At 64.2% G+C, this 20537-nt stretch carries 19 protein-coding genes; 7 read left to right on the top strand and 12 right to left on the bottom strand.

Annotated features, from left to right (window positions below):
- Nucleotides 1-98 precede the first annotated feature (98 nt).
- Both B2R83_RS02910 and B2R83_RS02905 read left to right on the top strand, forming a co-directional pair.
- Entirely contained in the window at nucleotides 99-1055 is a 957-nt protein-coding gene (locus tag B2R83_RS02910; RefSeq protein ID WP_292038194.1) for a CAP domain-containing protein, read from the top strand.
- Nucleotides 1052-1666 carry an Hpt domain-containing protein gene (locus B2R83_RS02905; protein WP_292038193.1) on the top strand — a complete coding sequence of 205 codons (615 nt, stop codon included), beginning with the start codon at nucleotides 1052-1054 and terminating at the stop codon, nucleotides 1664-1666. The genes B2R83_RS02910 and B2R83_RS02905 overlap by 4 nt, the downstream gene beginning before the upstream one ends.
- A 532-nt stretch (nucleotides 1667-2198) precedes the next feature.
- On the opposite strand, the gene B2R83_RS02900 is transcribed toward B2R83_RS02905, so the two are convergent.
- From B2R83_RS02900 to rpmH, 6 genes are all read right to left on the bottom strand, one after another.
- Entirely contained in the window at nucleotides 2199-2777 is a 579-nt protein-coding gene (locus tag B2R83_RS02900) for a DUF1439 domain-containing protein (protein ID WP_292038192.1), read from the bottom strand.
- A gap of 82 nt (nucleotides 2778-2859) precedes the next feature.
- Entirely contained in the window at nucleotides 2860-4236 is a 1377-nt protein-coding gene (gene mnmE, locus B2R83_RS02895) for a tRNA uridine-5-carboxymethylaminomethyl(34) synthesis GTPase MnmE (protein WP_292038191.1), read from the bottom strand.
- A 72-nt stretch (nucleotides 4237-4308) separates the two neighbouring features.
- Entirely contained in the window at nucleotides 4309-5970 is a 1662-nt protein-coding gene (gene yidC, locus B2R83_RS02890; protein WP_292038190.1) for a membrane protein insertase YidC, read from the bottom strand.
- A 10-nt stretch (nucleotides 5971-5980) separates the two neighbouring features.
- Nucleotides 5981-6250 carry a membrane protein insertion efficiency factor YidD gene (gene yidD / locus B2R83_RS02885; protein ID WP_036206697.1) on the bottom strand — a complete coding sequence of 90 codons (270 nt, stop codon included), beginning with the start codon at nucleotides 6248-6250 and terminating at the stop codon, nucleotides 5981-5983.
- The gene (gene rnpA, locus B2R83_RS02880) at nucleotides 6247-6645 is read right to left on the bottom strand and encodes a ribonuclease P protein component (protein ID WP_292038189.1); all 399 of its coding nucleotides are present in this window, start codon (nucleotides 6643-6645) and stop codon (nucleotides 6247-6249) included. The genes yidD and rnpA overlap by 4 nt, the downstream gene beginning before the upstream one ends.
- Nucleotides 6646-6675: 30 nt before the next feature.
- Nucleotides 6676-6810, bottom strand: coding sequence for a 50S ribosomal protein L34 (rpmH, locus tag B2R83_RS02875; RefSeq protein WP_040378179.1), 135 nt, complete (start codon nucleotides 6808-6810; stop codon nucleotides 6676-6678).
- A 333-nt stretch (nucleotides 6811-7143) separates the two neighbouring features.
- Here rpmH and dnaA point away from each other — a divergent pair, with 333 nt between their 5' ends.
- From dnaA to gyrB, 3 genes are all read left to right on the top strand, one after another.
- Nucleotides 7144-8541, top strand: a complete 1398-nt coding sequence (gene dnaA, locus B2R83_RS02870; RefSeq protein WP_292038188.1) for a chromosomal replication initiator protein DnaA — start codon at nucleotides 7144-7146, stop codon at nucleotides 8539-8541.
- 244 nt (nucleotides 8542-8785) lie between these two features.
- On the top strand, nucleotides 8786-9892 hold the full coding sequence (gene dnaN / locus B2R83_RS02865; protein WP_292038187.1) for a DNA polymerase III subunit beta: 1107 nt from the start codon (nucleotides 8786-8788) through the stop codon (nucleotides 9890-9892).
- A gap of 186 nt (nucleotides 9893-10078) precedes the next feature.
- Nucleotides 10079-12580 (top strand): DNA topoisomerase (ATP-hydrolyzing) subunit B, encoded by a 2502-nt coding sequence (gene gyrB, locus B2R83_RS02860; RefSeq protein ID WP_292038186.1) that lies wholly within the window; start codon nucleotides 10079-10081, stop codon nucleotides 12578-12580.
- 78 nt (nucleotides 12581-12658) lie between these two features.
- Here the strand turns inward: gyrB and B2R83_RS02855 are convergent, their stop codons facing one another.
- Nucleotides 12659-12958: a hypothetical protein gene (locus B2R83_RS02855; protein WP_292038185.1), complete on the bottom strand. Its 300-nt coding sequence runs from the start codon at nucleotides 12956-12958 to the stop codon at nucleotides 12659-12661.
- Between the two features lie 2 nt (nucleotides 12959-12960).
- Entirely contained in the window at nucleotides 12961-14262 is a 1302-nt protein-coding gene (locus tag B2R83_RS02850) for an MFS transporter (protein WP_292038184.1), read from the bottom strand.
- Between the two features lie 246 nt (nucleotides 14263-14508).
- Between B2R83_RS02850 and B2R83_RS02845 the strand changes: the two genes are divergently transcribed.
- The gene (locus tag B2R83_RS02845) at nucleotides 14509-15243 is read left to right on the top strand and encodes an HNH endonuclease (protein WP_292038183.1); all 735 of its coding nucleotides are present in this window, start codon (nucleotides 14509-14511) and stop codon (nucleotides 15241-15243) included.
- Here the strand turns inward: B2R83_RS02845 and B2R83_RS02840 are convergent.
- Nucleotides 15200-15766: a flavin reductase family protein gene (locus B2R83_RS02840; RefSeq protein WP_292038182.1), complete on the bottom strand. Its 567-nt coding sequence runs from the start codon at nucleotides 15764-15766 to the stop codon at nucleotides 15200-15202. The genes B2R83_RS02845 and B2R83_RS02840 overlap by 44 nt on opposite strands.
- A gap of 97 nt (nucleotides 15767-15863) precedes the next feature.
- On the opposite strand from B2R83_RS02840, the gene B2R83_RS02835 reads away from it, so the two are divergent.
- Nucleotides 15864-16406: an NMCC_0638 family (lipo)protein gene (locus B2R83_RS02835; protein ID WP_152570827.1), complete on the top strand. Its 543-nt coding sequence runs from the start codon at nucleotides 15864-15866 to the stop codon at nucleotides 16404-16406.
- Nucleotides 16407-16430: 24 nt separating this feature from the next.
- On the opposite strand, the gene B2R83_RS02830 is transcribed toward B2R83_RS02835, so the two are convergent.
- From B2R83_RS02830 to B2R83_RS02820, 3 genes are all read right to left on the bottom strand, one after another.
- A complete protein-coding gene (locus B2R83_RS02830) occupies nucleotides 16431-17528 on the bottom strand; it encodes a hypothetical protein (protein WP_292038181.1) in 1098 nt (365 codons plus the stop codon).
- 83 nt (nucleotides 17529-17611) lie between these two features.
- On the bottom strand, nucleotides 17612-19261 hold the full coding sequence (locus B2R83_RS02825) for an ATP-binding domain-containing protein (protein ID WP_292038180.1): 1650 nt from the start codon (nucleotides 19259-19261) through the stop codon (nucleotides 17612-17614).
- A 74-nt stretch (nucleotides 19262-19335) separates the two neighbouring features.
- Nucleotides 19336-20517, bottom strand: coding sequence for a DesA family fatty acid desaturase (locus B2R83_RS02820; RefSeq protein WP_292038179.1), 1182 nt, complete (start codon nucleotides 20515-20517; stop codon nucleotides 19336-19338).
- Between the last annotated feature and the right edge of the window lie 20 nt (nucleotides 20518-20537).

Below are 20537 nucleotides of genomic sequence, written 5' to 3'. Positions count from 1 at the left end.
TGAAATAAGCTGGACGTCGCGCAACGCCACGGGCGTCGTCTGCCTCTCTTTTGCTCTAGAATGTGATGTCGTTCCCCAGTATTGACAGGAGTTGCAACATGAGCTACGTGCCTCGCTGGCGTTCCCTCATCGCCGGACTGGTGGCCGCTTCGACCCTGGTCGCGTGCGGCGGCGGAGGCGGCGGCACGGACGCCGTGGCGACCCCGGTCGGCACGACACCTCCGGCCACCATCGTGCCGGATACCGCGGCGCCCACCGCGACCGGCAGCATCGCCGTCGATGGCCGCAACTGGATCAATTACCGCCGCACCCAGCTGGGCGTGCCGGTCGTGACCGAGAATGTGTTGATCAACAATGCGGCGCTGGGCCACTCCGAATACCTGCGCACCAACCGCGTGATGAGCCACGACCAGGCCGCGGGCAAGCCTGGCTTCACCGGCGCCACCCTGAAGGACCGCCTGAACGCGGCCGGCTACACCATTCCGGCCAACGGCTACGCCTATGGCGAAGTGATCTCCGGCGTCACCAACGGCACCGGTTTCTTCATGGCCGAAGAGCTGGTCACCGCGATCTACCACCGCTTCGTGATGTTCGAGCCGAAGTTCCGCGAGATCGGCACCGGCGCTGCCACCTCCTCCAGTGGCTACAGCTACTTCACCGCCGACTTCGCGAGCCGCGGCGGCTTCGGTCCCGGCATCGCCGCCAATGCCGTCGTCACCTGGCCGTTCAACGGCCAGACCGGCGTGGTGCCGAACTTCATGAGCGATACCGAAGAACCGGATCCGGTCCCGGACCGCAACGAGGTGGGCTACCCGATCAGCGTGCACGCGAACATCGACGCCCCGCTGACGATGCAGACCTTCACGGTGCGCCCGCGCGGCGGCGCCAACCTGCAGGTACTGATCGTGAACTCATCCAGCACCGCCTCGCAGCGCACCGCCGTTGCGATCATTCCGCTGGCGCGGCTGGCGGCGGCCACCACCTACGACGTCAGCTTCTCCGGCACGGTGAACGGCAGCCCGGTGAGCCGCGACTGGTCGTTTACTACCCGGTGAGCCTGTCCTCCTCCCCGGCCGGACCGGGCTCGCCGCCGGCGCCCGCACAGGTGTCCATGGCGGCGCTCGACTGCGCCGCCGGCCTCGACCGGATGATGGGCGACGAGGCCATGTACCTGCGCGTCCTCACCCGCTTCCATTCCGACTACGCCGACACCGCTCTGCGCCTGCGCGCCGCGCTGGCCGGCGGCGACGCCATGCTGGCGCACCGCATCGCCCACACGCTGAAAGGCGCGGCCGCGATGGTCGAGGCGCGCGGCCTGCGTGCGCTGGCGCTGGAGGTCGAACAGGTGCTGCGTGCCGGCGCGCCGGCCGATGCGCTGCTGCTCGACCGGCTGGACGCGGAACTGGCGCGGGTGATCGCGGAAGTGGCGCTGCTGCTTGCGCCGGCCGCCGGCATCCCGGCATCAGGCGAGGCGGCGCTGGCGGAGGCCGACCTGGCAAACCTGCGCGGCCTGCTCGATCTCGGCGACAGCGGCGCCCAGGATCTCATGGCGGAGAAGCGCGCCGGACTGCGCGCATGCCTGGGCGCGGCGCGCATGGCGCAACTGGAGTCGGCGGTGGCGGCCTTCGATTACGAACGGGCGCTCTCGGTGCTGGATGCCCTGTGAGGGCGCCGGCCGGGAGCGCCTAGCGTGTGAATTCCGCTTCCTCGTCGAAGGAAGCAGCGCAGCTCTTGCCGCAGAAACGGCGCACGCTGTCGAGCGGTTTCTCGCAATACCAGCATGAGCCTTTCGCAGGCAGGCTCGCTCGCGCGGGCATCCCTGGGGTAGCTACGGCGACCGCGGCCAGGGCCGGCTCGGCGGCCAGCCCATTGTCCGAAAAGCTTTCCTGTGTCGTTTCCAAGATCCACCCCCTACACGACAGACTGAAGTCCAACCAAGATTACTTCAGCAGAACATCGTGCCCATGAGAAACCTCAAGCGCGGACCGCGGCAAGGTCGCGCCACGGCAGTTCAGTGCAATTCCATCCGTCCCAGTGTGCGCCGAATGGACTGGCTCTGCAATCCTCACATGCCGATTAGGCTTGCGCACAACACACCTACAAGGACTTGCGCTCCTGCGCGCAAAAATAATAGCGTATTGCTAATTTTTTGTACGCACATACTCATATGCGTGGCGGAAATGCGACTTGGCGTGCGCTTAGCGCTGATTCGCGGGTTCCAGCGTTACCAGCAGACCAGAACGTGTGGTTTCGATCCGGGTCGGAATGAACTGGACGCCGGCATAGCGCAGGTCCTGCGGGTCGAAGGTGTAGACCGGCGTGTCGCGCACGACGGTATCGATGAGGGTGCTGGCGATGCGCGCAATCTGGCGCTCGGCCTCGGGGTTGGCGCCGATGGTCACGCGGTCGACGCGCGGTTCGGCCATCATCACGGCGGGGCGGCCCGGGTCGACATAGAGCCGGCCCGAGAAGGCCAGGCTGCCGCTCCAGGTGTCGCGCGCGAACGGCGGCGATACCGAGGCTTCCAGCGCCAGCGCGACCCGATCAAGCTCAGGCTGGATCGCCAGCTGCGGGCGCTGCAGGCGGATGTCGAACAGGCCCATCAGGGGATGGCTGAGCGGGAAGCGGCGCTCGAGGCCGGCCTGCAGCTTGTGCAGGGGGATTTCGACCGTGCGCGGGCCGGTCAGGCTGGCGCAGGAAGACAGCAGGGCGCAGGCGGCAAACAGCAGCCCTCCCCGCACGAACCGCCGCCGCTTGCTGCCGTCAATGTTTGTCATCAATCCTGCCCTCCTGTCCTGTCTGTCAGGCGAAGCCTAGCATGCGGCAATCCGGAGTGCAGTGACGATACGCGGCGTCCTCTTACTTCCCGATACAGAAGCGGCTGAAGATCACCCCCAGCAAATCATCCGGCGTGAACTGCCCGGTGATGCTGGACAGCTGGTCCTGCGCCAGGCGCAGCTCCTCGGCGAACAGGTCGAGCGACTGGTCGTCCTGCAGCGCGTGCTGGCGCGCCAGTTCGAGGTGCTTGCGGGCGGCGCGCAGCGCGATCAGGTGGCGTTCGCGCGCCAGGTACAGCGACTCGCCGGTCTGCTGCCAGCCGGCGATGCGCAGCAGTTCGGCGCGCAGCAGGTCGATCCCCAGCTTCTCGTGCGCCGACAGGTACAGGTGGGTGGCGTCGGGAGACACGTCCATCGAGGGCTTGTGGCCGGACAGGTCGATCTTGTTCCAGATGCGCACCACCGGCACGCCGGCCGGGAAAGCGGCCACGATCTTTTCGTCTTCCGCGCTCGGGCCCAGGTTGGCGTCCAGCAGGTGCAGGATCACGTCGGCCTTGCCGACCTCTCCCCAGGTGCGCTCGATGCCGATGCGTTCCACCACGTCGATGTCGTCGAGGGTGCGGATGCCGGCGGTGTCGATGATGTTGAGCGGGATGCCTTCGATCTGGATGGTCTCGGTGACCTTGTCGCGCGTGGTGCCGGCGATCGGGGTGACGATCGCGACGTCGGCGCCGGCCAGGGCGTTCAGCAGCGAGGACTTGCCGACGTTCGGCTGGCCCACCAGCACCACGTTCAGGCCTTCGCGCAGCAATGCGCCCTGCGCCGCCTGGCGGAACACGTTTTCCAGCGCCTCGACGATGCCGGCCAGCTGGCCGCGCGCGTTCGATTTTTCGAGGAAGTCGATTTCTTCTTCCGGGAAGTCCAGGGTCGCCTCGACCAGCATGCGCAGATTGATGGTCTGGTCGACCAGCTGGTGCACCACCTGGGAAAAAGCGCCCGACAGCGACTGCGAGGCGGACTTCGCCGCGGCTTCGGTGGAGGCGTCGATCAGGTCGGCCACCGCCTCGGCCTGGGCGAGGTCGAGCTTGTCGTTCAGGAAGGCGCGGCGGGTGAACTCGCCCGGCTCGGCCAGGCGCAGGCCGTGTCCGGCGCCGGCTTCGAGCACGCGGGCCAGCAGCATCTGCAGCACGACCGGGCCGCCATGGCCCTGCAGTTCGAGCACGTCTTCGCCGGTATAGGAATGCGGGCCTTTGAAGTACAGGGCCAGGCCCTCGTCGATCACGTCGCCGTTGGCGGCCTTGAACGGAATGTAGGTGGCGTGGCGCGGATTGAGCTTCACACCGGGGAACAAGGCGTCGATCAGGGCCTGCAGCGACTTGCCGGAGGCGCGCACGACGCCGATGCCGCCGCGGCCGGGGGCGGTGGCGATGGCGGCGATGGGGGAGGTGTCGAGTTTCATGGAGGGGATTGTAAGGGATACGGAAAAGAAAAAGCCCGCGCAAGCGCGGGCTTTCCACTGAAACCAGGCCGCTTACTTCGCCGCGCCGGTCTCGAACTTCTTGGTGATGACCCACTGCTGCGCGATCGACAGGATGTTGTTGACCACCCAGTACAGCACCAGTCCCGACGGGAAGAAGAAGAACACCACCGAGAATGCCAGCGGCATGAACAGCATCATCTTGGCCTGCACCGGGTCGGTCGGCTGCGGGTTCAGCTTGGTGGTGATGTACATCGACACCGCGTAGATGATCGGCAGGATGAAGTACGGGTCCGGGCGGGTCAGGTCGTCGATCCACAGGATCCACGGCGCGCCGCGCATCTCGACCGATGCCTGCAGCACCCAGTACAGGGCGAAGAAGACCGGCATCTGCACCAGGATCGGCAGGCAGCCGCCCAGCGGGTTGATCTTCTCGGTCTTGTACAGCTCCATGGTGGCCTGCTGCATCTTCTGCGGGTCGTTCTTGTAGCGCTCGCGGATCGCCTGCATCTTCGGCGTCACCACGCGCATCTTGGCCATGCTGCGGTAGCCGGCCGCCGACAGCGGGAAGAAGGCCAGCTTGATCAGCACGGTCAGCGCGACGATGGTCCAGCCCCAGTTACCCAGCAGCGAGTGCAGGTGGGTCATCACCCAGAAGATCGGCTTGGCGATGATGGTCAGCATGCCGTAGTCCTTGACCAGTTCGAGGCCAGGAGCGATGGTTTCCAGGGTCTGCTCGTCCTGCGGGCCCGAGTACAGGCGGGTGTCGTTCGACACGGTCGCGCCCGGCGCCACGGTGCCCAGCGGCTGGATGGTGCCGATGGCGTACAGGTTGGTCGCGATCTTCTTGGTGAAGATCTCGCGCTGCGCCTTGTCGGCCGGGATGAAGGCCGAGACGAAGAAGTGCTGCGAGATCGCGACCCAGCCGTTGTTGGCCTTGGTGGCGTGATCGGCCTTGCCCTTCTCGATGTCCTCGAAGGTCAGCTTCTGGTACTTGTCTTCCTCGGTGTACAGGGTCGGGCCGGTGTAGCTCGGCATGAACCAGGAATCGGTCGCCGGCTTGTTGCCGTCGTGCTGCAGCTGCAGGTACAGCGACGGCTGCACCGGCGCGGCGGTCAGGTTGGTGACGTCATGGCGGATGCCGATGACGTAGTCGCCCTTGCGGAAGGTGAAGGTCTTGGTCAGGCGCACGCCGCCCTGCTCCGCGTCCATCACCAGCTGCACGGTGCCGTCGGCGCCGCGCGTGAGCGGACGGGCCACGAACGGGGTCGCGTGGTTCGGCATCACGCCGGCCGGGGTCGAGCCGACCAGGCCGGTCTGACCCAGGTAGACGCTGTTGCCGCCCACGTTGAACAGCACCTTGTTCTTGGTCTTGTCGATTTCGTCGGCGAACTTCAGCAGCTCGAGGCGCTTGATGACGCCGCCGAGGGTGTCGATGTCGGCCTTCACCACGTCGGTGGTGATGGTGATGCGCTGGGTCGACGGCGCAGCTGCGGCCGGAGCGGCGCCCGGGACGCCGGCCGGCACGGCAGTGGCGCCCGGCTGCGGGGCGGCCGGCACGTCGCTCGGCTTGGTTTGCTGCTGCGCCACCTGGGCGGTCGGCGGCGCCGGCGAGAACAGCGACTGTTTACCGTTGGCCACCATCCAGTTGTTCCAGAGAACAATCAGGGAAATGGCGAACACGATCCACAGGACGGTACGTTTATTGAGTTCCATTGGAGTCTAGTCAGGAGTGGTTACAACCGCGAGCGGCTGGTGGAGGTTGCTGGTCCTTGCCCTCGCGCGCCGGCGGGACGAAGTCGACGCCGCCCGGATTCCACGGATGGCAGCGGCACACGCGGCGCGCGGCCAGCAGCGAGCCGCGGGCGGCGCCGTGCACGCGCAGCGCCTCGATCGCGTAATTGGAGCAGGTCGGGTAAAAACGGCACTTCTGCCCGAGCAACGGGGACAGCAGCAGCTGGTAGCCGCGAAGGAACCAGACCAGCAGCGTCTTCATGATGTCGGCGAGGGCGCCGGACGGCGCGGGCGCTGGGAGGCGAACAGGCGGGTGAGCTCGGCGCGCAGCTCGGCCTTCAGGGCGCGCGTGGTGGCCGGCCCGTCCTTGCTATTGACCGGCCGCGACAGGCGCACGATGCAGTCGAAGGGCTGCAGCTGGCTGGTGCGGAACAGCTCGCGCGTGACGCGCTTGATCGTATTGCGGGTGACGGCGCGCGGCGCGAAACGCTTGGCCGCAACGACGCCCAGCCGCGCATGCGGCAGCTTGTTGGGTCGGGTGTAGAGCACGAAATGCGCGGATTTTTGCGCCGGGCGCAAACGAAAAACGGATGAAAACTCATCCGTTTTAACGATACGCCGAACGCGCGCGAAGTCGTGCGAACCTTCGCCTGTCATCACCGACCGCGTCGATCTGGTCTAAAAAACTTAGACAGCCAGGCGCTTGCGGCCCTTGGCGCGGCGTGCGTTCAGGACTTGACGGCCACCACGGGTAGCCATACGTGCGCGGAAGCCGTGCGTGCGCTTGCGACGGACGACGGAAGGTTGGTAAGTACGTTTCATGGTGGTCTCGCTTAAAGCAAAAGTAAGTGCAAAATCGGGTCTGACGTCGTGTCAGGATTCGTCGCCAATGACAGTTCGCAGATGGTTAAGCCAGCGTCACGCCACAGCAGATACTCGTTTCGCCCGGGCAGCCGCCTGCTGAATTGTCAGCTTGATATGGCGCACGGACGGGGAACCCTGAATTAGACATGATTTCCAGTCCAGCTGTCAAGGCGACCGTTGTTTCCTGATGAGTCTTGCAAACTGTGTCATGCTTGAAAATTCTGGGCCCAACCTGTGGATAACTTCGGCCGAGACAGGTAAAATAGCGTGTTACGTATCAATTAGCGAAGTATGGAAAACTTTTGGCAGACCTGTTCCGCGCAGCTGGAACTCGAGCTGACGCCGCAGCAATACAGTGCGTGGATCAAATCGCTGGTCGTCCTCGATTACGAGGATGGCAAGCTGCGCATCGCCGCGCCGAACCGGTTCAAGCTCGACTGGGTCAAGACCCAGTTCGCCACGCGCATTACCGAACTCGCCTGCCAGTACTGGGAAGCGCCGGTGGAGGTGCAGTTCGTGCTCGACCCGAAGAACAGCCCGGCCAGGAAGCCGGCGGGTCCTGCCACTGCTGCCGGCGACGGCAGCGCGGCCGGCAATGGCGCCCCGCGCCCTGCCGACCCGGCGCCGAGCCAGGGCAACGTGAACATCGCCAACTCGCCCAAGCGCGAGCAGAGCCGCATCAACACCGACCTGACCTTCGACAGCTTCGTCACCGGTAAGGCCAACCAGCTGGCGCGCGCCGCCGCGATCCAGGTCGCCAACAACCCGGGCGTGTCGTACAACCCGCTGTTCTTCTACGGCGGCGTGGGCCTCGGTAAGACCCACCTGATCCATGCGATCGGCAACCAGGTCATGGCCGACAACCCGAACGCGCGCATCCGCTACATCCACGCCGAGCAGTACGTGCGCGACGTCGTCACCGCCTATCAACGCAAGGGCTTCGACGACTTCAAGCACTACTACCATTCGCTCGACATGCTGCTGATCGACGATATCCAGTTCTTCGGCGGCAAGAGCCGCACGCAGGAAGAGTTCTTCTATGCGTTCGAAGCGCTCATCGCGGCCAAGAAGCAGATCATCATCACCTCGGATACCTATCCGAAGGAGATCACGGGCATGGACGACCGCCTGATCTCGCGCTTCGACTCCGGCCTGACGGTGGCGATCGAGCCGCCGGAACTGGAAATGCGCGTGGCGATCCTGCTGAAGAAGGCGCAGTCCGAGAACGTGACCCTGTCGGACGACGTCGCCTTCTTCGTGGCCAAGCACCTGCGCTCCAACGTGCGCGAGCTGGAAGGCGCGCTGCGCAAGATCCTGGCCTATTCGCGCTTCCACGGCAAGGACATCACCATCGACGTGGTGAAGGAAGCCCTCAAGGATCTGCTGTCGGTGCAGAACCGCCAGATCTCGGTGGAGAACATCCAGAAGACAGTGGCGGACTTCTTCAACATCAAGGTGGCGGACATGTACTCCAAGCGCCGCCCGGCGAACATCGCCCGTCCGCGCCAGATCGCCATGTACCTGGCCAAGGAACTGACCCAGAAGAGCCTGCCGGAAATCGGCGAGCTGTTCGGCGGCCGCGACCACACCACCGTGCTGCACGCGGTGCGCAAGATCGCCCAGGACCGCCAGAAGAACGCCGAGTGCAACCACGAGCTGCACGTGCTGGAGCAAACCTTGAAAGGCTGATTTTGTAGGGTGGGCGGGTCTCCCGCCTACGCGTTCAGCAAGCAGGTGATTAGATGCGGTGCGATTGTTCACGGAATAGTTGACCGCGTGGGCGTTTGTAATTCCGGGCATTGCCCGAAATTACCCCGCCCACCCTACGAAAAACGGTCGCCGCCCCAATATTCGGAGAGGTTTGTGTTATCTCCCGGCAATTGGCAAAATAGTGTTAGAGCAATAAATAATTAATACTTAACTGAGGATATCTATGCAACTGGTCAAAACCACCCGAGACACGCTTCTCCGGCCACTGCAGATCGTGAGCGGTATTGTCGAGCGTCGGCACACCATGCCGATTCTGGCCAATATCCTCATTCGCAAGGAGGGCGAAAGCGTCTCGTTCCTCTCGACCGACACCGAAGTCCAGATCACCACGCTCGCCAACATCGGTTCGGGCGACGACGTGACCGGCACCACGGTGGCGGCGCGCAAGCTGCTGGACATCCTGCGCGCCCTGCCGGAGTCGGGCGACGTCACCATGACCCTGCAGAACAAGCGCCTGGCCGTCCAGAGCGGCAAGTCGCGCTTCGCCCTGCAGACCCTGGCCGCGGAAGAGTTCCCGACCGTGTCGGTGGCCGACAGCTACAACGCCAGCGTCACCCTGCCGCAGAAGACGCTGAAGCACCTGTTCAACATGGTGCACTTCGCGATGGCCCAGCAGGACATCCGCTACTACCTGAACGGCCTGCTGCTGGTGCTGGACGGGAATAACATCATCGCCGTGGCGACCGACGGCCACCGCCTGGCCTTCTGCCAGGTGGCCACCGAACAGGCCTTCGAGCGCCAGGAAGTGATCATCCCGCGCAAGACCATCATCGAACTGCAGCGCCTGCTGGAAGAAAGCGATGAGGAAGTGCGCCTGGATATCGCCGCCTCGCAGGTCAAGCTGACCTTCGCCGACATCGAGCTGGTCTCGAAACTGGTCGAGGGCAAGTTCCCTGACTACACCCGCGTGATCCCGAAGGGTTACAAGAACGAGTTCACGATCGGCCGTGACGAGCTGCTGCGTTCGCTGCAGCGCGCCGCGATCATGACCAGCGACAAGTTCAAGGGCGTGCGCTGCATCATCGAGCCGGGCGTCATGAAGATCAGCTCGACCAACGCCGACCAGGAAGAAGCGGTCGAAGAACTCGAGATCGACTACGGTGGCGACACCATCGACATCGGTTTCAACGTGACCTACCTGCTCGACGTGCTGAACAACCTGAAGTGCGACCAGGTGAACATCGCGCTGGGCGATTCGAACTCGTCGGCGCTGATCTCGATTCCCGACAATGGCGACTTCAAGTATGTCGTCATGCCGATGCGGATTTGATCAGTCAGCAAATCGTTGGCCCGCGATTAAGGAAGTAGCCTTAACCCGTCGTTCCGGCGCAGGCCGGAACCCAAGTTTGCGTGAACACTGGCGAACTTGGATCCCGGCCTGCGCCGGGATGACGATTCAAGCTGCAGCTCTTAAAAGAATGCAGCCTTGAATCACCCGTTTTATAGAAAGCAGTCCATGTCCGAGAATACCCAACCAGAAATGACTCCCGCCGCCAAGGCGGACGAATACGGCGCGTCCTCGATCCAGATCCTGGAAGGCCTGGAAGCGGTGCGCAAGCGCCCGGGCATGTACATTGGCGACACCTCGGACGGCACCGGCCTGCACCACCTGGTGTTCGAGGTGCTCGACAACTCGATCGACGAAGCCCTGGCCGGCTACTGCACCGAGATCCATGTCACCATCCACTCCGACAATTCGATCTCGATCACCGACAACGGCCGCGGCATCCCGACCGGCGTCAAGATGGACGACAAGCACGAGCCAAAGCGCTCGGCGACCGAGATCGCCCTGACGGAACTGCACGCCGGCGGCAAGTTCAACCAGAACTCGTACAAGGTCTCCGGCGGCCTGCACGGCGTCGGCGTCTCGTGCGTGAACGCGCTGTCGAAGCTGCTGCGCGTGACCGTGCGCCAGAAAGGCAAGATCCACCAGCTGGAATTCTCGCGCGGCGTCCCGATGGACCGCATCATCGAAGTCGTCGACGGCGTGGAAGTCTCGCCGATGAAGGTCCTGGGCGACACCGACAAGCGCGGCACCGAAGTGCACTTCTGGGCAGACGAGGAAATCTTCACCACCGTCGAGTTCCACTACGAGATCCTGAGCAAGCGCATCCGCGAACTCTCGTTCCTGAACAACGGCGTCAACATCAAGCTGAGCGACCAGCGCACCGGCAAGGAAGAAGTGTTCGCCTTCGAGGGCGGCACCCGCGGCTTCGTGGAGTACATCAACAAGGCCAAGACCGTCCTGCACCCGACCGTGTTCCAGGCCACCGGCGACCGCATGTCGGACCAGGGCACCAACATCTCGGTGGACGTGTCGATGCAGTGGAACGACGCCTACAACGAGCAGGTGCTGTGCTTCACCAACAACATCCCGCAGCGCGACGGCGGCACCCACCTGACCGGCCTGCGCGCGGCGATGACCCGCGTGATCAACAAGTACATCGACGAGAACGAATTCGCCAAGAAGGCGAAGGTCGAGATCTCGGGCGACGACATGCGCGAAGGCCTGACCTGCGTGCTGTCGGTGAAGGTGCCGGAGCCGAAGTTCTCGTCGCAGACCAAGGACAAGCTGGTGTCCTCGGAAGTGCGTGGCCCGGTGGAAGAGATCGTGGCCAAGACCCTGACCGACTTCCTGATGGAGAAGCCGAACGACGCCAAGATCATCTGCGGCAAGATCGTGGAAGCGGCGCGTGCGCGCGAAGCGGCGCGCAAGGCGCGCGACCTGACCCGCCGCAAGGGCGTGATGGACGGGCTGGGCTTGTCGTCCAAACTGGCCGACTGCCAGGAACGCGACCCGGCGCTGGCCGAGCTGTACATCGTCGAGGGTGACTCGGCAGGCGGCTCCGCCAAGCAGGGCCGCGACCGCAAGTTCCAGGCCATCCTGCCGCTGCGCGGCAAGGTGCTGAACGTGGAAAAGGCGCGCTTCGAAAAGATGCTGTCGTCGGAGCAGATCACCACCCTGATCGCGACCCTGGGCACCTCGATCGGCCCGGACGAATTCAACGTCGACAAGCTGCGCTACCACCGCATCATCATCATGACCGACGCGGACGTCGACGGCGCCCACATCCGCACCCTGCTGCTGACGCTGTTCTATCGCCAGATGCCGCAGCTGGTGGAGCGCGGCCACATCTACATCGCCCAGCCGCCGCTGTACAAGGTAAAGGCCGGCCGCGACGAGCGCTACCTGAAGGACGACGTCGAGGAAGCGAGCTACATGATGACGTTCGCGCTGAATGCCGCTTCGCTGATCCCGCGCGAAGGCGCCGAGCCGATCAGCGGCGAAGCCCTGAGCGAGCTGGTGCGCCAGTACAACCTGTCGAACGCCATCATGATGCGCCTGACCCGTGTGATCGACCGCGCGGCGCTGACCGCGATCACGGCCGGCGTGACGCTGGACATGAGCACGCTGGAGAAGGCCGAAGCCTCGGCCAAGGCGATGGAAGCGGCGATCAAGGATCCGGCCGTGAAGGTGGTCGTGCGTTCGGACGAGCTGTCCGAGAAGCACGCGCTGCGCATCGAGCGCATGCGCCACGGTAACGTGAACGTCACCTCGATCGACGCCGACTTCGTGCAGAGCAACGACTACGCCGTGCTGGCCAATGCGGCCGCCACCTTCCAGGGCCTGATCGGCGAAGGCGCCATCATCCGCCGCGGCGAAGGCGAGAAGATGAAGGAGTTCGCGGTGCGCGGCTTCCACGAAGCCATGATCTGGCTGCGCGAGGAAGCGGAGCGCGGTGTTTCGAAACAGCGTTACAAGGGGCTGGGCGAGATGAATCCGGAGCAGCTGTGGGAAACCACGATGGATCCGACCGTGCGCCGCCTGCTGAAGGTGCAGATCGAGGATGCGATTGCGGCGGACCAGATCTTCACCACGCTGATGGGGGATGAGGTCGAGCCGCGTCGTAACTTCATTGAGACGAATGCGCTGCAGGCGGGGAATATCGACGTTTAAGCGTTCTGCGCTCTAAGCCAAAAAGGCCTCGTATTCGTACGAGGCCTTTTTCATTCTGCCGTCAGTTGGTGACGGCGACTACTCGATCTTTTCTTCGAACTCATTCAGACGCTTCATGTCCGCCCGGTTCTTGGCGTACTTGCGCTTCAGCTGCGTAAGCTTTTTATCTGTGCCAGTACAGAGCTTGCGGATTTCACGCTCCATTTCCTTCATGCGCTGCTTGTCTGGCGGGTCCGGGATCTCTCCCCGGAAATGATCGCAGCCTTCACGCTGTTCCACATATCTGACGACGTCAGAAGGAAGCCTGGCTTCCGCTGCGATCGCTGAGCCGAGGCTAAAGCAAAGCATAACAAGTACAGTCTTCGTCGTTAGACGCATCTCTACGCTCCGGTATCTGAATCCTGCTCGGGAATCGGTCGCACAACAAGGAACTGGTACAACATCGCGCTGACGAAGGCGATGCCGGCGCCGGCCAGCAAGGCCGGCACGAAGGACCAGGCCTGCGCCATGTAGCCGGTAAAGATCGGCGCCAATGCACTGCCGATGAACCCGCCAAAATTCTGGATCGCTCCGAGCGAGGCAATACGGCTGCGCGGCGCCACGACCGTGACCAGTGACCAGGAGCAGGCCGACGCGGCATTCGCCAGGAAGATGACCACCGAGATGCAGGCAATGGCCAAAGTATTGCTCTCGACCAGTGCAGCCGGGATCGTGAACGCTACCATGCCCAGCATGGCGATCACCACCGCCGTACGACGACCCGCCAGGACCGATGACGCACGCCGTGTGATCTGGTCAGACGCCCAGCCGGCCACCAGGGCGCCGGCGAAGCCGCACAGGAAGGGAATCGTTGCCGCCACACCGACGTAGGCGACGTCCATGTTGCGCTCTGCACGCAGGTAGCCCGGCAGCCAGGTCAGGTAGACCCAATTGAGATAGACCGATCCGAAGAAGCCGAGCAGCATGCCCCAGGTCGCGCGGTGCCGGAACAGGGCGAGCCAGGAGGCGAAGCCTGCTTTCGGCGCCTCTTCCACCGTTTGGCCTTCATCGAGATACGCCAACTCCTCCGCGGACATCTGCTCGCGCACCGGGTCGCGATACAGCATCACCCAGACAACCGCCGCCACGATGCCGAGCGCGCCGGTGACGAAGAATGCCCAGTGCCAGCTGGTGGCGGCAATCAGGGGCGACAGGCACAGCGGTGCGAGCGCAAAGCCCAATGGGGACGCCGAGTTGTAAATGCCTGTCGGCGTACCACGTGCCTTGATTGGGAACCAATTGCTCACGACCCGCGCCGCCGCCGGGAATTGTGGCGCCTCGCCGATACCAAGCACGACGCGGGCAAGCACGAACCAGCCGAAGGTCGAGACGAGGCCACCTGCGGCTTGTGCCAGCGACCACAATACCAAGCCTGCGCCGAGCAACCAGCGCGGTCCGATCTTGTCGACCAGGGCGCCAACCGGCAGCTGGCACAGGGCATAGCTCCAGGAAAAGGCCGACAGCAGTAAACCCATCTGGCCAAGCGACAGACCGAGATCGGCGCGGATGAATTCATTGGCGACGGCAAGCGTTGCGCGGTCGAGGTAGTTAATGACGCCAGTAACGACCAGCAGAACCAGTGCGATGGTCTGGCGGCGACGGATGCGTGGAGGCGTAACTCCATAGGAAGGGGATGCGTTCATCCCGTGATGCTACCAACGAATATTGATCAAACGAAAGGAATTTTCATTCAGCAAAATTTTGACCGTGGTTTGCCAACGCAATGACGCCAGAACGCAAAGCAATATTGTTGATGAGATATTGAACAAGATTTAGACTATGTGGATCAATGATCCGACCAGTTTCAAGTCCACGTGCCATCCCGATCAAAAGACGCGACTCCATGGAGCGATGCTGAGCTAGGAGCTGCCATCAAGGCATACCTAGGCATGCTTCACAAGGAGCTCAGTGGGATTGCCTACAACAAGGCTGCGGTGAATCGTGATCTCCGTGCCGGTGCATTGGCTGCCCGCACTGAAGGCTCGGTCGAGTTCCGAATGCAGAACATCTCTGCCGCGTTGTACGAGCTGAAAATGCCCTATATCGCCGGCTATAAGCCAGCTCGTAATATCGGCTCGGATGTCAAAGAAAAGATGAGCGCCTTGCTGAGTGCCTACGGCGTCGAATCGCTGGAGCCATACGTGCCAACGGCCGATGGCCATTCGCTTGAGGCGCGTGTTTCCCAATTACGACAGCGACACTTGGGTGCCATTCCACGTGGATCGATCGCTCCTGGCGTGAGTACCTCGACCGTCACGACATTCGTGCGCGATCCGGCAGTCAAAGCATGGGTTCTACAAGCCGCTAACGGCAGCTGCGAAGCTTGCGGCAGTCCAGCCCCGTTTATCGGAACCGATGGCTTGCCATATCTCGAAGTCCATCACGTCATGCCATTGTCGAGTCACGGTTCGGATAGGACGACAAACGCTGCTGCCCTTTGTCCAAACTGCCACCGCCGCTGTCACCATTCGAAAGACCGGGACGAATTCAAGATCATGCTATACGAGCGAATTCCACGCCTGATTCTCGAGGTCCCAGAGCCTCATGGCCATGCCGCTGCAGAGCCAATGAATTCGGAAGTCAATTCGGCTCCATTGCCAGCAGGGTCCTGGATCTCCGGCTGACCACCTTCCCCGCCACCATGAACACGCCCTCGCCGGTGTAATGAACGGTCTCGGGATGCCTAGGCGTCCTCGCCGCCCGCGCCGCGACCACTTCCCAAATGAAGAAGTTGTACTTGTCCACCAGGCTGTCGTCATGCAGCCGGCAGGCAAAGTGGGCATGGCATTCGCGAATGGCGGGCGCCGCGACACCCTCCACCGCTTCCGGCGTCAAACCGAAGCGTTCGAACTTGTCCACTTCACTGCCGGACGTGGTGCCAATCCCCACCACCGCATCCAGCAGCGCCATGGTCGGCAGGTTGATCACGCACTCGCGGCTTTGCCGCACCATATCGAAGCTGTGGTTGCTCGATGCGATCACGCAGCCCACCAGCGAGGGCGAGAATTCCATCACCGTGTGCCAGCCCATGGTCATGATGTTGCGCTCGCCTTCCCAGCTCGAGCTGACGAGCACGATCGGCCCTGGTTCCAGGTAGCGGCGGATCTTTTCGAGCGGGACATCCTGCTTCGTATAAGCGCGTGCCATGCCTTCCCTCCCTCGCGTACGTTTGCCTGAGGCAACCCGGCATTTCAGGGCTGAGTTGCTATAGTAAGACGTATAGCAATCAGCCGGAGTACGACCCATGCGACTTCTTCGCCAAGCCGCCATCATCCTCGGAGGTACCTTGCTTTCTTCAATCGCCATCGCCGCGCCTGAACAGCAGGCCGCGGCCTTCATGAATATCTATTCGACGCACTGCCTGAAGTACCTGCACGACTTCGACGGCCTGCGCAAGCAGCTCTCCAGCTTCCCCCAGCTGCCTGCCGAGGCCGCGGCCGTGTTCCTGCAGGGCGCCAAGGGCAATGCCTGGTCGGTGCCGAGCCAGCACGGCCAGTTCATCATGGTCGTCCATTCGGACAAGAACCTGTGCGCGCTGTACGCCAAGACGGTGCCGGCCGCGACGGTCCAGGCGATGTTCGAAAAGACGGTGGGCAAGGCGCCCGAGCCTTTCCGCAGCGAGCGCAAGCGCAATACCTCGGAAAAGGGGCCGGACGGCGTCAAGAGCACCGTCGCCTATGAATGGAGCACGGACAAGTCGCCGCGCAAGCCGCTGTTCGCGCTCACCACCACCACCAGCAAGAACAGCGTGGCGCAGGGCGTCGCCACCGCGGCGATCGGCCACTGAAGCCACCGCCGCGGCCTTGCCCGCTTACGGCTGCCTGATCTTGATGACGGCGTTGCCCGAGGTGAGGTAGAAGTTGCCCTTGCCGTCGTTGGTGATGCCCCGGATCGGCGCCAGGCTGCCCGGCAGGTTCCCCGGCTGCAGCGTGTCCTTGCGTGTGGTGCCGGCAAGCGTCGTCACCACGCCCTCCGGCGTGATCTTGCGCACCAGGTTGTTGACCGCGTCGGCCGCGTAGACATTGCCCTGCGGGTCGACCGTCAGCGCCACCACCTGTTCGAAAGTCGCCGCGGCGCCGGTGCCGTTGGCCGCGCCGCTCGCATTTGGCGCGCCCGCCAGCGGATTCAGGACGTTCGCGTTGACGGTAGTCGGATTGAACGTGCGGCTGATCCTGCGCTGCAGGTCGAACACGTAGACGTTGTTGTTGCTGTCGATCGCCACGCCGCGCGCATCGGCGATGCGCGTGCCCCACAGGTCCTGGGCCACCTCGACACCCTCCAGCATGCCCGTCGCCCCGGCCACGATGCGCCGGGTGCTGAGTCCGTTCGTCACCAGCAGGTGGCCGCGCGCATCGGCTGCGATCGCTCTCGGAACGATGGCCCCATTACTGCGGCTGTCGACGTTGTTACCGACCGGGATAGTCGCCACCGTACTCACCTGGCCGGTGCTGCTCACGCTGCGGATTCGCATGTCGTCCGTAACGAACAGGGTGCCGCTGCTGTCGATTGCCAGCGCCAGCGGCTGGACGAAACGGGCGCGGTCGCCCGGGCCTTCGATGTATTCGCTCGACCCCGGCGCGCCGGCCAGGGTGCTCACCACGCCCGTCGGCGTGATCTTGCGGATAGCGTCGTTGCCGGTGTCGGCCACGTACAGGTTGCCGGCGGCGTCGATGGCGATGCCCGTGGGGCCATTGAAGCGCGCGGCCTCGCCGGTGGCGTTGGTGCTGCCCGATTCGGTGGCGCTGCCGGCGACAATGCTGATGGCGGCCTGCGCGGGCGGCTGCTCGTCGTCATCGTCGTCCTTGGGCGGATGGTCGCCGCAAGCGGCCAGCAGGAGCATCAGTGCCGACGCTCCCAGTACCTTCACGCGCATGCGCACAGTCGTCTTTGCCACCGCCGGTCGCTTCATCGTCTTCTCCAGGATTCGATGAGCAAAATGCTAGCACGGGACGTGCGCGGGGACGGAATGGATTTCAATGCCGTCGGCATGAATCAAGCGTCGGGCAGGCCCCCGCTCATGCGATCAAGGAACTGCACCGAGGCACGCTCGCTCATCACCAGCACCAGCTTCAGGCGCGCCCGTGTCATGCCGACGAACAGTTTTCTCAGCGTGAGTTCGTCCATCTCCTCGAAGTCGATCTCGGTGAAGATCAGCGCCGGCGCCGACTGGCCCTTGAAGCGGTACACCGACTCCGCCAGCAGCCCGCCCTCGCGGAACACCGGGTTGCCGAACAGGTCGTAGGCGCCGGTGAAGGAGCGCAGCGTGTGCGCGTCGCTCAGTTTATCGAGCTTGAGGATGGCCGACTTCTCCCGCCCGCGGAAGGAGCAGATCGCGATGTCCTGGCGCCCGAAGCCCGCGGCCAGGCACAGGGTCACGGCGCGCCGGGTCTGCGACAGCATGGCCTCGACGTCGCCTTCCGGGTAGGTGAGCTCCTCGATGTCGGCGCCCTTGAACGGGCTGCCCGCCTCCACCGGCTGGCTGACGGCGCCGATCGAGCCGAGCATCTGCACGACTTCGCGCGGGCTGCGGTAGTTGGTGTTCGAGTGCAGCACCACCCAGCCGGGCAGCGGCACCATCTCCTTGCCGTACAGGTTCTGGTCCGGGTCTTCCAGCCAGATGGCGCGGCCGCCCTCCTTCAGCATACGCAGCACGATGTCGCGCCAGGTACTGGAAAAATCCTGGCCCTCGTCGACGATGACGACGTCGTACTGCCAGGTCTCGGGCAGGTCGGCTTCCACCAGCGCGCCTTCGATCTCGGCCCAGACGGTGGGCGCGCCGTAGTCAGGCGTCTTGCCCTGGGCGCGCAGCCAGGCGTCGCACAGTTCGTGGAAGTTGGCGACCCGTCCGCCCGCGGGCACCAGGCGCTCGATGTGGTCGGCCAGCGGACGGTTGAAGCAGACGTAGAGCGGGCGCAGGCCGGCATCTAACGCGGCGGTGTATTCGGCCAGCGCCAGCTGGGTCTTGCCGCTGCCGGCGGTGCCCACCACGCGCAGGCGGAAGGGCGAGAATTCGAGCCGGCGCGCCCAGGTGGCCAGGCCGCCCGACAGGCGCGTGACCATGCTGGTGGCGCAACCGATCATCGAGCTCGGGTCCGGGCGCAGGCTCAGGGTGTCGCCCAGGTAGCGGGTGACCCGGTCGAAGTCCTCGGTGCGGGCGGTAATCGGCAGGATTTCGCGGATCTTCGCGCCCAGGCGGCCCTTGGTGGTGGCGTCGATGATGTGGCTGGGGTCGATGCCCGCCTGCTGCGGGTCCTTCACGATGTAGTCGGGGCAGTACAGCAGGTAGTCGATCGACAGCTCGCCCTGGTAGCGCTTGGCGAAGCCTTCGATGGTGTGCAGGATCTGGTGGCGGATCTTGCGCGGCTTGCCCTGGTAGTTCTTGACCAGGCCATCCTTGCTCTCGTTCAGGAAACCGGCGATCTGCTCGATCAGCAGCAGCCTGCCGTTCGGCGCGACGATGATGAAGTCGATGTCGCCGTAGGCCGAGAAGCCGTGCTCGACGTTGGTCCAGTGGACCCCATGGTAGATCTCGTAGGGCGTATCCGAGAGGCGCTTCTCGAGGAGCGTCAGGGTTTCGATTTCACGCGCGGCGGAACCGGTGACGGACATCTCGCGCCAGCCGGCAGGATGGATATGGGCCATGGGTCGTCGGGTGCCTGTTTTTTAGATAGAAACATTGTAAAGCCGATCATGTTTGTTGCCAGCACCGTTGAAACCTAGGCATACCCGCGCAGATCGGCCGCAAACGAGCGCACCTGCGCGCAGCTGTCCGCCGCCGCCTTCGCGCACCAGCTGCTGAGCGCATCCATCAGCTGCTCCTCGCTTGCCAGCGAGCGCTGCCACAGCTGCGCCAGCTGTTCGCGCAGCGCCTGCACCCGCCCTAGGCACTCGCTGGCCGCCAGCAGCCGGCCCAGCCTGCCCTGCTCGTCGCCATTCAGGTAACCGGGGTCGCGGCTCAGCAGTCGCAACGCCGCCTTCCGGTCCAGGCCGGCGCCCAGCGCGAGGCCGCGCAATTCGCGCCGCCACACCGGCCTGAGCCGTGCATTCAGTGCCGCCATCACCCGCGCGCGGTTGGCCAGCACGGCGCGCAGGGTGGCCGCATCGACCTTCGCATGGCGGCAGCGGACGCCGGGCGGCGTCGGCAGCGGCCGCGCCTTCGCCAGCCGCAGCCACTCCAGCAGCCGGATGTACATCCAGCCGATGTCGAATTCGTACCATTTCACCGACAGCTTGGCCGAGGTGGCGAAGGTGTGGTGGTTGTTGTGCAGCTCTTCGCCGCCGATCAGCACGCCAAACGGGACGATGTTGGTCGCCGCTTCCTGGCAGTCGAAATTGCGGTAGCCGACGGCGTGGCCGGCGCCGTTGATCACGCCCGCCGCCAGCACCGGAATCCACAGCATCTGGATGCCCCAGACCGACAGGCCGATCACGCCGAACAGCAGCACGTCGATCACCAGGAGCAGGCCCACGCCCTGCCAGGTGAAGCGGCTGTACAGGCGGCGTTCGATGGCGTCGTCCGGGCAGCCTGCCGCATAGCGTGCGATGGCTTCCCGGTCATGGCTGGCGGTGCGGTAGAGTTCGGCGCCGCGCAGCAGCACCGTGCGCAGGCCCGCCTGGCGCGGGCTGTGCGGGTCGCCCTCGCGTTCGCAGTGCGCATGGTGGCGGCGATGGATGGCCACCCATTCGCGCGTGACCATGCCGGTGGTGAGCCACAGCCAGAAGCGAAAAAAATGGGCAACCAGGGGATGCAGGGACAGGGCGCGGTGCGCCTGGTGGCGGTGCAGGTAGGCGGTGACGGCCACGATGGTGACGTGCGTGGCCAGCAGGGTGTAGGCGACGATGGCAAGGGGCGTTGCCCCGGTCAGTCCATCGGCCAGGAAAAGCAGGAATGCTTCCATTGCGTGCTCCCGTGGTCAGC

This window comes from Massilia sp. UBA6681 (assembly GCF_002454935.1).
Classification (GTDB): Bacteria; Pseudomonadota; Gammaproteobacteria; order Burkholderiales; family Burkholderiaceae_D; genus Telluria; species Telluria varians.
The sequence above is the reverse complement of the archived record's forward strand: the minus strand, read 5'-3'. Positions and strand labels throughout refer to the sequence as shown.